Source organism: Cutibacterium sp. LaCa_89 (genome assembly GCF_058177555.1).
On sequence record NZ_CP190889.1, the window covers coordinates 2,457,057 to 2,469,508 of the forward strand.

At 64.1% G+C, this 12,452-nt stretch carries 11 protein-coding genes; 5 read left to right on the plus strand and 6 right to left on the minus strand.

Annotated elements, in window-relative coordinates; translation table 11 throughout:
* Positions 1 to 111 precede the first annotated feature (111 nt).
* The gene (locus ACP8LP_RS11300; protein ID WP_004809677.1) at positions 112 to 900 is read right to left on the minus strand and encodes a hypothetical protein; all 789 of its coding nucleotides are present in this window, start codon (positions 898 to 900) and stop codon (positions 112 to 114) included.
* Between the two features lie 232 nt (positions 901 to 1,132).
* Between ACP8LP_RS11300 and ACP8LP_RS11305 the strand changes: the two genes are divergently transcribed.
* The 3 genes from ACP8LP_RS11305 (at position 1,133) to ACP8LP_RS11315 (ending at position 5,310) form a co-directional block, all read left to right on the plus strand.
* Complete coding sequence (locus ACP8LP_RS11305) at positions 1,133 to 1,741, plus strand: hypothetical protein (protein ID WP_484483378.1); 609 nt, start codon at positions 1,133 to 1,135, stop codon at positions 1,739 to 1,741.
* Between the two features lie 173 nt (positions 1,742 to 1,914).
* Entirely contained in the window at positions 1,915 to 2,703 is a 789-nt protein-coding gene (locus ACP8LP_RS11310) for an ABC transporter ATP-binding protein (protein ID WP_004809679.1), read from the plus strand.
* A 6-nt stretch (positions 2,704 to 2,709) separates the two neighbouring features.
* Positions 2,710 to 5,310, plus strand: coding sequence for an ABC transporter permease (locus tag ACP8LP_RS11315; RefSeq protein ID WP_484483175.1), 2,601 nt, complete (start codon positions 2,710 to 2,712; stop codon positions 5,308 to 5,310).
* A 51-nt stretch (positions 5,311 to 5,361) separates the two neighbouring features.
* Here ACP8LP_RS11315 and ACP8LP_RS11320 read toward each other — a convergent pair whose 3' ends face one another.
* The 3 genes from ACP8LP_RS11320 to ACP8LP_RS11330 all read right to left on the minus strand — a co-directional run bounded on the left by ACP8LP_RS11320 (position 5,362) and on the right by ACP8LP_RS11330 (position 8,274).
* Positions 5,362 to 6,087: a hypothetical protein gene (locus tag ACP8LP_RS11320; RefSeq protein ID WP_063279587.1), complete on the minus strand. Its 726-nt coding sequence runs from the start codon at positions 6,085 to 6,087 to the stop codon at positions 5,362 to 5,364.
* Positions 6,084 to 6,680, minus strand: a complete 597-nt coding sequence (locus ACP8LP_RS11325) for a sugar O-acetyltransferase (RefSeq protein WP_021108038.1) — start codon at positions 6,678 to 6,680, stop codon at positions 6,084 to 6,086. The genes ACP8LP_RS11320 and ACP8LP_RS11325 overlap by 4 nt, the downstream gene beginning before the upstream one ends.
* Positions 6,681 to 7,026: 346 nt before the next feature.
* Complete coding sequence (locus ACP8LP_RS11330; RefSeq protein ID WP_016666401.1) at positions 7,027 to 8,274, minus strand: alpha/beta fold hydrolase; 1,248 nt, start codon at positions 8,272 to 8,274, stop codon at positions 7,027 to 7,029.
* A 293-nt stretch (positions 8,275 to 8,567) separates the two neighbouring features.
* Here ACP8LP_RS11330 and ACP8LP_RS11335 point away from each other — a divergent pair, with 293 nt between their 5' ends.
* Positions 8,568 to 9,614 carry a septal ring lytic transglycosylase RlpA family protein gene (locus ACP8LP_RS11335; protein WP_060801027.1) on the plus strand — a complete coding sequence of 349 codons (1,047 nt, stop codon included), beginning with the start codon at positions 8,568 to 8,570 and terminating at the stop codon, positions 9,612 to 9,614.
* Positions 9,615 to 9,736: 122 nt separating this feature from the next.
* Here the strand turns inward: ACP8LP_RS11335 and ACP8LP_RS11340 are convergent, their stop codons facing one another.
* Both ACP8LP_RS11340 and ACP8LP_RS11345 read right to left on the minus strand, forming a co-directional pair.
* On the minus strand, positions 9,737 to 10,615 hold the full coding sequence (locus ACP8LP_RS11340) for a PRC-barrel domain-containing protein (protein ID WP_016666403.1): 879 nt from the start codon (positions 10,613 to 10,615) through the stop codon (positions 9,737 to 9,739).
* A gap of 200 nt (positions 10,616 to 10,815) precedes the next feature.
* Positions 10,816 to 12,069, minus strand: coding sequence for a MalY/PatB family protein (locus tag ACP8LP_RS11345; protein WP_231097106.1), 1,254 nt, complete (start codon positions 12,067 to 12,069; stop codon positions 10,816 to 10,818).
* A gap of 88 nt (positions 12,070 to 12,157) precedes the next feature.
* Between ACP8LP_RS11345 and ACP8LP_RS11350 the strand changes: the two genes are divergently transcribed.
* Positions 12,158 to 12,451: a type II toxin-antitoxin system VapB family antitoxin gene (locus ACP8LP_RS11350; RefSeq protein ID WP_004809687.1), complete on the plus strand. Its 294-nt coding sequence runs from the start codon at positions 12,158 to 12,160 to the stop codon at positions 12,449 to 12,451.
* Position 12,452: the final 1 nt, after the last annotated feature.

Here is a 12,452-nt window from a genome sequence, read left to right on the forward strand (position 1 = left end):
CACAAAATCTCCCTCATGGAAAGACCCCGACAACTTGATCGTCCCATCAATCACCTATGCCTTGACACGTCACATGAAGCCGACTCGAGTGGCCTACATGGAATTCCAGGCTCACTGAGGACAGGTGCTCCAACGCATGGGGCTGATCGAGACGTACTGTCTACCCATGCCATGTTTGGATGCGTTGCCACCCGGTTGGGTATCCCCGTAGAAGACGGTGATCTGCGTCACCGCTTCAGTTGCGGACGTCTCGAACCGTATCGTTCCACGGTGGTTGCCTCCATTATCCGTAAACTGTGCGACGCGGCTATCTGACACCGCTGTCACCCTGTTGGTTCCCTCACCATCAACCTGCAGAGAATTCTTGAGTGCTCCGTACTTGTAGTCATGACGGGTCTTGAACACAGGATGCGACGTTCCGTCGCCAGTGGCCGTCACGGTCACCTTATCGATATACCATGCAGGAGCATCATGAGATGAATCTATCTGACCGATGTAAAAGGCAAGCCCGTACACCGGTCTTGAAAAAGTAATGGTCAGAGTTTGCCCCAAGCCATCCTTGTCATCGGCCCTGACCGCCTGAGCAAGGTTGAGCCATGTGGACTTGAGCGTATCCTTATCGGTTGGGGTGAGGTCATAGTCGTCCGGCATCTTGTGCCAGTAATCCGCTATGACGTTGTTATCCTTCCAGGTGTCAACATCTCGAGTCTTCTCGAGGTTGTAGGTAGCGCCTTCCGAGAGCGCCGAGGACGGCCTCCAGACGCCGACAGTGGTTACACACTCACTGGTCGCATACGCTGATAGCGCGCTGCTCGCCACGATCGCCGGCACAGACCAAGCCGATGCTGCGACAACAGAGCGCCGAGAGGGCTGCCCCCGCTGGAAGAGGTCACCATTCATCTCCGTGTGCCCTTTCAGGTTCAACTACATATGCCCGAAATAGTTCTACTCGGCCACTCCTATATACCATTCGATTGTCATGTTTACAAACTGTCGATCACCTGTCGACTACCGCGCGACGGCTGGGCGTCGACCTCAACGAGGACACCACCCGGATCATCGATACGGTCACCCATACAGGCAGGAGAGCGTCATGATCTCTTCTGCACTCATCTCTGTCAGGAAGGTTCCTATGCACCATCGTGGTATCGCTGCCCTCACCGCCGTAGCAGCCCTCACCGGCTGCCACTCAGCAGGATCAACGTCGGCACCCACGCCGACACCGAGTACCCCCACCACAACATCGGCATCATCGGTAAGCGCCTCCTCCTCGTCAACACCCTCAGCAACCCCAACGCCATCGGCGGGGGCCGTCAGTGCCGCCGAAGCCGAAAAGGTCTACCGCACCATCCACAGAAATAACTTCGAGTTGGAGAAGATGGGAGGTTTGGCCCCTGGCGAACCGGCCCCGCTCATGCTCACCAACTACGCCAGCGGGTCAGCCCTCAAGGACTACATGACCTTCAACCACAAGATCTCAGGGCTGGGCATCAAGATCACATCAGGGAACTCCTCCGTTACCGCGGTGCGGGAGAAGAAGGGTGACACCACCCATCCTGAGGCTGCCATCGCCCTGGAATCGTGCGAAGACTACAGCTCCATCCGGACTGTGGACCGCCACGGAAAGCATGACCATGGACGCATCATCCATCTCGATAGCTGGTATGCCCGCGACAAGGCGGGCACCGTCAAGATGATCGCACGCAACGGAGTGGAGGTCCCCTCATGCGACGTCAAGTAATCACCACGACCCTCCTGGGCCTGACGCTGGAAACCACTGCGCTCCCCGCTCTTGCCGAGAGTAACAGCGTTGATGGGAGCGTGAACACGGATATGCGTGGGCTCATCGTGACACACGTATACACTGTGACCTGACGTCACTCCACGTCATTCATCCAGTCACAGGAGACCGTCATGGCGCCGACCGCCGCTGCCGCCGATGAACTCGTCAAGACTTACGGAACCGGAAATGCCGTCGTCAAGGCCCTCGACGGGGTGAGCGTCACCGTCGAGGCCGGTGCCCTCACCGCGGTCATGGGTCCGTCGGGATCGGGTAAATCGACGCTCATGCACTGCATGGCCGGGCTCGACCGCCCCACTTCGGGTCGCGCCTTCATCGGCCAGACCGATGTCGCCACCCTCACCGACAGGAAGCTGACGCTGCTGCGACGTGAACGGGTCGGATTCATCTTCCAGCAGTTCAACCTCGTGCCAACCCTCACGGCCCGCGAGAACATCCTTCTGCCCCTGGCCATCGCCGGACGCAAGCCCGACCCGCAGTGGTGGGACACCGTCATCGACGTCGTCGGCCTGGCCGACCGGCTCGACCACAAGCCCTCCGAGCTGTCAGGTGGGCAGCAGCAGCGCGTCGCCTGTGCGCGCGCCCTCGTGGGCCGGCCCGAGATCATCTTCGCCGACGAGCCCACCGGCAATCTGGACTCCATGAGTGCCACCGAGGTGCTCGGCTTCCTGCGCCGGTCGGTCGACGAGTTCGGCCAGACCATCGTCATGGTCACCCACGACCCCGTCTCGGCCTCGTATGCCGACCGGGCGCTGTTCCTTGCCGACGGGCGCATCGTCGACGACATCTGCCACCCCACCCATGACGCCGTGCTCACGACGATGAGCCGCCTGGACCCGCGCCGGGCGAAGACAACCGATGGCGAGCACGTGCCGGCCGCCCGCCGTGTCGAAAGGCCCTGAACCACCATGTGGAAGGCCACCTTCACCTCCCTGTGGAGCCGCAAGCTGCGGCTGTTCATGTCCACCTTGGCCATCGTCCTGGGCGTCGCCTTCGTCTCGGGATCGTTCGTCTTCGGCGACATGCTCCGGTCCACCTTCAACTCCATCGTCTCGGGGTCCGTCTCGGACGTCGAGGTGTCCAAGAACACCGAGGACGCGGTGCAGGGCGACGTGACGACACCGTACCCGTTGACACCGGCCGTCGTCGACAGGATTCGCACGGTCGACGGTGTCAAGGACGCCCAGGGCACCGTCACCGAGACGGGAACCGTCCTCATCGACCGCGACGGCAAGGCCATCACCAGTTTCGGGCCGCCCCAGTTGGGCTTCAGCTGGCAGACGACCCCGGCCCTCGGCGGCCAGCAGGGCGTCCACGTCGTGTCGGGCCACGAACCGCGTACCGACGACGAGGTGGTCGTCGATCCGCAAACCCTCGACAAATCCGGCCATCATGTCGGCGACAGGGTCAAAGTCATCACGAGCCGAGCTGGCACCGTTCAGGCAAAGCTCGTGGGCACCGCCACCGTCGGTCAGAGTGGGTCCGCCGGGGCCAGCTATGTGTTCTTCACGACGCACCGCGCCCAGCAGCTCTTCCTCAAGGGCCACGACGCGTTCACCGGTGTGGCCACGGTCGTCGAACCGGGCGCCGACCGGGCGACCGTCGCCAAGGCCGTCCAGAAGGTCCTGCCGAAGGGATACCAGGCCAAGGACGGCAAGGTCGTCGCCGATGAGCAGATGAGCGCCATCGGCAAGGCCCTCGGCTTCGTCGACATCTTCCTGCTCGTCTTCGCGGGCATCTCCCTGCTCGTCGCGAGCTTCCTCATCGTCAACACCTTCACCATCCTCGTCGCCCAACGATCCTCCGAGCTGGCGCTGTACAGGGCCATGGGAGCCAGCCGCGGTCAGATCAGGGCGACCGTCCTGGTCGAGGCCCTCGTCGTGGGCGCCGTCGGGTCAGTCTTGGGGCTGTTCGGCGGCCTCGGTCTGGCCGTGGCCATCAAGGCGATCATGGCCGCAACCGGATGGGACATCGGCCAGACAACCCTCACCCTGGGCGTCAAGGCCATCGTGGCCTCACTTATCACCGGCATCCTCGTCACGCTCGTCGCCGCCCTGCTGCCGGCAGCCCGGGCCACCCGCATCTCTCCGGTCCAGGCCATGACCTCGGCCCGAACCGAGTCCGAGGTCGGGTTGGGCAAGCGGGCCGTCATCGGCTCCGTCATGGCCGCCGTGGGCGTCGTGGGGATCGTTCTGGGGGTGCTCGACGTCGTGGGCAAGCCAGTGGCCTGGGCCGGGGCCGGCATGGCCCTGACGATGATCGGCGTCGCCCTGGCCTCGCCCCTGCTCGGCCGTCCGGTCATCTGGATCGTCGGCAAGGTGTACCGAGCGATCTTCAGCGAGGTCGGCAAATTGGCCGAACTCAACTCGATCCGTCAGCCCCGACGCACCGCCGCGACCGCATCGGCCCTCATGATCGGGCTCACCCTGGTCTCCCTCATGGCCGTCTTCGGGGCCTCCTCGACGCGCTCGGTGACCAGCCAAGTCACCGACACGCTCCGTGGCGACTTCATGGTCGGCCGACAGGGATTCGAGGGGTTTCCCGACCAGGTCCGCACCAAGGTGGCCGCCGTCCCGCAGGTCAAGGACGTCCACGCCATGAAGATGGCGCAGATGCTCGAGATCCCCGCCGGTCAGGCGACCCCGCCCAAGGAGTACTTCACCGACGCCATGGGACGTCACATGCGCGCCATCGCAGGCATGGAGGCGACCTCGCTGGACAAGATGTTCCCCCAGAAGGTGACGAAGGGACGCATGTTCCACACCAACGGCGAGATGATCGTCGACGAGAAGACGGCAGAGAAATACCACCTGAAGGTGGGGTCGTCCTACCGGTTGTGGTCGGTGGATGCCCAGCGTCCCATGACGCTCACCGTCGTCGGCATCTACACGACCGGCAAGGGACAGCCCATCGCCACCATGTGGGTCTCGACGAGCACCCTCACCTCGGCCGGTCTGGGCGACAAGGACGCCTTCCTGTCGATCTACCTCAAGGCGGGCACCGACCACGAGCAGGCCCACAGGGCCCTCGACGCGGCATTGGCCGACATGCCGTTGGTGAGCGTCATGGACGTTGGCCAGTACACCGACCAGGTCCTCGTCAACGTCAACCGGACCATGGCGCTGCTCTACGCACTGCTGGGACTCAGCATCGTCATCGCCGTGCTCGGCATCGTCAACACCCTGGGTCTGAGCATCATCGAGCGCACCCGGGAACTGGGCCTGTTGCGTGCCATCGCCCTCACCCGCCCGCAGGTGCGCCGGATGATCACCCTGGAGTCGGTCGTCATCGCCCTGCTTGGTGCGGTGGTCGGGGTCGGTCTGGGAACCGTCTTCGGCATGGTGCTGCAACGTCTACTCGCCGACCAGGGCATCGACAAGCTCTCGATCCCGTGGCTGCAACTCGTGGCCTTCCTCGTGGCCGCGGCGCTCGTCGGGGTCCTCGCCGCGCTGTGGCCGGCGCGCCGAGCCGCCCGCACGAACATCCTCAAGGCCATCGCCACCGAGTGAGGTCTGCCGGCGGGTCCTCCACACACCTGGCGGCGGTCGCCAGCGGCCCTGTCATCGGCGAGCTTGGCTCAGCAGGGTGCGGACGCGGTCGGGATCGTCGGCCATATCAAGGGTGGCGAAGACGTTGGAGACATCCACCTCGGGACGCTGCCAGCCGATGGTCGCGGCGTGGGCGGCCAGGGCGACGCAAATTTCCTGACAACCGTCGATGATCCACTCGGGGTCGACGTCCGGGTTGACGTGACGGGAGAACTCGGCGGCGTCGTGCTGCTGTGCCGCCAGGATCGCCGACAAACCACTGCGCAGCTGCTCAACGGCCTCCTCCCCCATGGTGGAGACGACGACGGGGTCGGCCATGTCACGACGAACCCGCTCAACTAGCAGGCCGGGGACCTCGTCGGAGGTGAGCCCCTCGTGGTCGAAGAGCCAGTCGGGCAGGTACACCTCGACGGTGTCATCGTCGACCTGTTCGACCCGCTTGACCACGGCGTCGAGCAGGCTGACGCCGAGCATGATCGCGCCCTCGAGCTGACAGAGCGGGGTGAGGGCGATGGCGATCGCGGCTCGTCCGGACTCGAGTGGGTCGATCTGTTCACCCCGCTCCTGGGCTCGCAGCTCCTCTTCGCTGGCCCGGCGCAACACCTCGAAGGACTCGGCCGGCGGAATCTGCACGGATTGCGGATCGGCCTCGACGTCGTCGGTCTCCGGGAGCTCGGCACCGACGGAGTCAGGATCGCACCAGTTGACCGGGAGATCCGGGATGTCGTTCATGGTCATTCGCCTTTCCTGTCATAGACCGATCCGATGACGCGCGCCGGATTGCCGACGGCGATGGATCCGGCCGGGATGTCCTTGGTGACGACCGCTCCGGCTCCGATGACGCTGTCCTCACCGATGGTGACACCGGGGCAGACGATCGCGCCTCCGCCGAGCCAGACATTATTGCCGATCGTGATGGGTTTGGCAGCCTCCAGGCGTTCCCGACGCAGGTCCGGGTCGATGGGGTGGGTGGGAGTCAGCAACTGGACGTTCGGGCCGATCTGACAGTCGGTGCCGATGCGAATCTCGGCGACGTCGAGAGCCGTCAGGTTGTAGTTGGCGAAGCTGCGCGCGCCGAAGTGGATGTTCTCACCGTAGTCGACGTATAGCGGCGGCTTGATGACGGCATCCTCTCCGAGTTCTCCGAGGAGTTCGGCCAGCAGAGGGCTGGCGCTGTCCGGATCGTTGAGGAAGGCCCGGTGGTAGGCGTCAGCCAGCCTGGCCCCGCGCTCGGCAATCCGGGAGCTCTCCGGGTCGTCGGCGATGTAGAGGTCCCCGGCGAGCATCCGTTCCCGGTTCGTGCGGGGGTCCCCTGCGAAGTGGTCAGTCATGGGGTCAACGGTATCGGGAGGGCATGAAGGCATCCCCTGGACCTCGAATACCGGCTAGTACTACACGGAGCTGCCAGAAAACCTGGATGGTGACGTTGCCATCGGGTTTTCGGAGCGTTTTTTGGCAGCTCCGTGTAGTGGAAGGCCGTGCAGCGAGGCTGTGAGAGGAATGCGCCCCTGGGATCACCCAGTTGGGCCACCTGAGCCAATCCCCGCCCTGCCACGTCCACCTGTACCAGTTGTGTCCCCTGCGCCAGCAGATCTTGACGGGGGGACACAGCTGGCGCAGCTGAAAATGAAGGTCACGGGAAAAGGGGGCGCCCGGTACCCCGGACGCCCCGCAACCTCACCTGACGAGCTCTCCCTTGACGAGCTTGATGAGACGGTCGAGAACCGCACCGCCTGAGGCATTCGACCCATTGTGCTCATATTCAGTCGTCACCCAGGCATGCATCTGCGGCAGTAAGGCTGCCGTTTCGACGGAAAACTGGCGCGGCACATAGGCGTCGTCGTGGTACACCGCCGCAGCACAGGGCACCCCGGCAGCCCGGAGGGCGTCAGCGTCATACAGCTTCGGCCACGGATGGTTCGCAATGAGATTGGCAACCTCCTTCCACGGCCGCAGCTCCTGGTCGGTGTCGAACCACTCCGGCATGACGTGCTCACCGGTCAACAGGGTCGGATCCTGCTGGAAGTCCTCGGGCAGCATCCGCGCGGCCGACCAGTCGGTGACCACACCGTCGGCATAGGATGACTCGTGGATGACGGCGTACAGCGGGTTGCGTCCGCCAAAAGGCAGCAGCCCGGCAAGATCATGGCGGAACGACCGTGAGGTGTGCGGATACTCCAGCAGGTAGTGCAGCTTCTCAGCCCCACCCGAGGCGCCCAGCAGGTGTCCCAACGACCGCAGCCGCGACGGCGTCACGATGTCACCGTTCGGAATGGTGATCTCGCCCTTCTCAGCCAGCGCCATGAGCTCTGCGAACCGCACCCGATCCTCCGGGAATCGCTTGTAGTATTCCAGCGATTTTGCGCGCAGCTGGTCGTAACAGGCGGTGTAGACCTCGTCAGCAGAACGCCCGACTGCCGACAGACCACCCGTGAAGTAACCAGCCGACAGCGACTCCGGGTAGGTGGACAGGTACCTCAGCAGGGTGAATCCGCCGAAGGACTGGCCCAACACCGCCCATTTCTGAACACCAAGGTGACGACGGATGTCCTCACAGTCTTCGACGATCTCGTCGGCACGCAGGTGGGTGAGGTACTCCGCCTGGCTGGCCGGGTCCCCCACTGGCTCACTCACCGGCGAGGACAGTCCAGTGCCGCGCTGGTCCAGCAGCACGAGCTGGTAGTCCTGCAAAGCCCGGGCCAGCCAGCCCGGGAATCCGGGATCCCGCAGCGTCGGACGCGGAGACTCGCACCCCGGGCCACCCTGCAGAAAGACGAGGTACGGCTTGTCGGTGCCGTCAGGAGCAGCGACCAGACGCGCATAAATCTCGACGGTACGCAGGTCCTCGGGGTTGTTGTGGTCCAACGGGACCCTGAGGCGAATGTCGTCGGTCAGCAGGCCAGGAATGTTGCGGTTCCACGTCATGGCATCAGCCTACGAGGTCCGGAGGCAGACCGAGTCGACTCCGTCGCTCCTCGCCCGGCGGCGCGAGGCTTGCCATATCCAGAACCCTCAGTATTTTCTCAGCTTTCACACGATGTTGTCCCATCCTCCGCAACTACCGTCGCGGCTTGTCCGGAGGATTCGGAGGTCCATCAGCAGCACATCCCCGAGGTGACACCCACTCATCTATACTGAACCGATTTTGAGAATCTCTCAGGAACACGTACAGTTCAACGAGCCCCTGAACCTGCGGCAACGCTCGGAAGGAACATCACATGACCAACACCTCGACCAACGCCGGGACGGCTCTCAAGCGCACCGTCGCTCTGACCGCTGCGGCCGGACTCGCCGTCATGGGCACCATCGCCGAGGAGGCCCACGCCGCCCCCACCGGTACCCCTGGGGCCCATGCGGAGAAGGCTCCCACCCAGCAGACTAAGAAGGCGCCGACCAAGCAGGCCAAGCGCGCCACCCCGTACACCACCCAGTTCGCGCAGTCCCGCGTCCACCTCAACGTTCGTTCCGGACGCGGCACCGAGTACAAGCGGCACGGTCTCGTCCACCCCGGTGACCGTCTCCTCATCGTTGGCAAGGACGTCCAGGGCTGGACCCCCGTCAATTACCGCGGCAAGACCTCCTGGGTCGCCACCCGTTACATCACCAAGGTCACCCGCCCGGTCGGCATCTTCGCCCAGCGAGGCGACCACAATGCCCGTACCAAGGCTGTTCAGCGCGACCTTTCGACCCTCAGCTACTTCCCGGGCAAGTGGGTCGGACTGCCTTACGGTCCATCCACCACCAACGCCGTCAAGGTGTTCCAGAAGGCCAATGCTCTCAAGCAGACCGGCGTCACCGACGCCGTCACCATGAGCCTGCTGCGCTCGAAGGCCAGCTACAAGCGCGCCGCCGAGGCCGAGAAGGCTGCTCCTCAGAAGAAGGCCGCCGCTCCAGAGCCGACGCAGCGTCACTCCGAGGAGTCCGCGCGCACCTCCCGTTCCTCCGAGCGCTCGAGCCGTAGCGCCGTCGACGTCTCCACCAGTGGCGTCGCCGGAAGCTGCGGGGCCTCCTTCTACACCGATTCGCAGACCGCCTCCGGTGAGTCCTTCAGCTCCTCGGCCATGACAGCCGCCTCCAAGACCTACTCCTTCGGCACCCGCCTCAAGGTGACCAACAAGACGAACGGACGCTCCGTCGTCGTGCGCATCAATGACCGTGGACCCTACGTCTCCGGTCGCTGCCTCGACCTGACTCCGGCTGCCTTCAACCAGATCTCGTCGCCCAGCGCTGGCGTTGCCGACGTCACCTACGAGAAGGTCTCCTGAGTTCACCAGACGTCGAGGATGTGGCGTCCTCGTACAGCGTCAGCCCCCGATCCATTGCGGATCGGGGGCTGACGTCATGTTCACGACTTCTCAGGCCAGGCCAAAGGTCTCTGGCCCAGGGATCAACCGGCAGGAGCCTCCGGGCCGTCGTTGAACCACCAGGTGGCCTGTCCGGGAACTCCGGCATTCTTGGCCTCCTCCGGTGCCTCGACCTTGTCGAGCTCGTGGACATTGCCCTCGGCGTCCTCCCAGCACACCACCTCGCGGCGCACCGGGATCTGCACGGTCACCAGATCAGTGACGACGTAGCGGCGCAGCTTGGCACCAGCCGGCAGACCCATGGCAGGCACGGGCTCGGCGACCGGAAGAACCTCATCATCAGAGTGTTCCTCGGAGTGATCATCGCTGAGCACCTCAGGACGGTTCTCGTCGTCCTCCTCGCCATCCTCAGCAACCGGGGAGCCCACGTTGTCCTCGTCACGGGGAGCCGCCGGAACGATGACCGGAGTGACGGTGGTGTCCTGGCCGACCTCGTCATCGTCGACGAGCCGGGTCTCGACGGCCTCCTCATGGGAGTCGTCGTCAACCTCTTCGGCGTCGACAACGTCAGGATTGCTGACGGCGCCGCGTCCTGGCTGGGCGATGACGATGTCGTCATCATCGATCTCCAGCCCGGAACGACGAGCGGGCTCCATACCGTAGTGGCTGTAGACCTCGGCCTCACGGTCACGCGAGAGGTCGTCCTCCTCGGACGCCTCAGGGGCGGTCTCGATGATGTCGCGGTTGAACGGCACACTGACGTGGCTTGTGGAGTAATCGGCGCCGCGTACCGGGATGAAGTGCTCGTGGCCCTCCGAAAGCACGGTCACGAAGGTCACGGCACCGGTGACCTCGTCGGCAAAGATCTGCTGGATCGTCCCGACCTTCTCACCATCCGGTCCGACGACCTCGGCGTCGAACAGTCCGGGAATGTCCTTGGGATCCATGGCGCTGATGTCCATGTATCGACCTCTCGCTAGGGGGCTGGAACGTACGCGCATACACGCACTCTTCCCCTCAGCTTTTCACAGTGCAGGCGCCAACTGGCGCAATGCATCCGGGCGCGTCTCGAAGTGAGCACCTGCCCGGATCGGGTTAACATGCCTTGGCCGGAGGATCAGAGCTCGTCAAACCAACGGTCTGACGATCAGCAGTCCGAGAGTCAACGGTCGTTGATCGCGCTGATCATCCGGTCGACGGCTTCCTCGAGCAGATAGCGTGGGGTGGCGAAATTGATACGTGCGTGCCCCTCACCCCCGGGCCCGAAGGTGGGACCGTCATTGAGACGGATACGGGCGTGACGCAGCAGCCACTCCCCTGGCGAGGCCGGAAGCTCGTAGGCGGAGAAGTCGAGCCAGCCCAGGTAGGTGCCTTCAGGAATCCGGTAGGACACTCCCGGCAGTTGATCGGCCAAGGTTTCCGACAGCCACACCGCGTTGTCATGGATGTAGCAGTTGGCGGCGTCCAACCATTCCTGACCGGAGTCGAAGGCGGCCTTGTTGGCAGCCATGCCGATCGTGGTGGCCCCTTCGGCGTCGAGCGGATGGACCTTCTGATCCCACAGCTTGACCTGCTCATCGGTGAAGAGGGAGATGAAGGCCGTCATGAGGCCGGGGATGTTGAACGACTTCGACGCCGAGGACACCAGCACCGAGTGAGCGGCCGCCTGCTCGCTGACGCTGGCATAGGGCACCGAGGCCTTGCGCTTCTCGCAGGCCGGGACGAGAGGTCCATGGATCTCGTCGGAGATAACGAACCCGTGGTGACGCTCGACGACCCCGGCCAGTCCGCGCAGCTCGTCCGCGGTGAAGACGCGACCCAGCGGGTTGTAGGGCTGGCAGAGGATGATCGACCCGGCACCCTTGGTGAAGGCCGCGTCAATGCCGTCAAGGTCGAGGGTCCAGCCCAGGTCGGAGTCGACCATCGGCACCGAGATGATCTCGCGTCCTTCCAGTCCCGGCACCTTCCAGAACGGCATGTATGCCGGGGAAGGGACGATCACGGGGCTTCCGGGAGCGCTGTAGGTGCGAATGGCCAGCTGGACTCCGGACAGGACATTGCGCAGATAACGCACCTTGAGCGGATCGACCGTCAGGCCCTGGACCTTCTTCGTCCATGCCGCCCAGGAGTGCCGCAATCCGTTGTCGCGCGGATATCCGTAGGCGTGCTTCGCAACCATGTCCTCGATGGCCTGCTGGATGGGCGGGGCAACCCGGAAGTCCATCTCGGCCACCCACAGCGGGATGACCCCCTCGGCGACGTCTTCCCACCTGGCCGTTCCGCGTGAACGCAACCACTCGACAGTAGGGCTGTCGAAGTCGAAACCAGTCATTGCCGTCCTTCCATAGTCCTCGACCGGGGCGTTGCCCCGGTGCAACGCCCGTTCACCGGGCATGTGGCTGCAGGTCGGTGACATGAAACCACATGCCCTTTCGTCTCAGCTTGTCACACACCACCGGGCACGTCTGCCGGGATTGCCGTCGAGAAGCTTGTAGGATCGTCGTGTGATCTTCAAACGTGTCGGTGACTCCCGCCCATACCCTGACCACGGGTACACGCAGAAGCAGTGGTCCCAGCTGGCGCCCGTGCAGGTGCGCTTGGACCAGCTCGTCACGACGAAGAGCAACCTTGACCTGGCCAACCTTCTCGAAGACGACTCCACCTTCTACGGGGACCTCTTCGCCCACGTCGTGGCCTGGCACGGCGACCTCTACCTTGAGGACGGCCTGCACCGCGCGCTTCGTGCTGCCCTTCAGCAGCGTCAAACCCTCCATGCCCGTGTCCTCGAACTGGACTGAT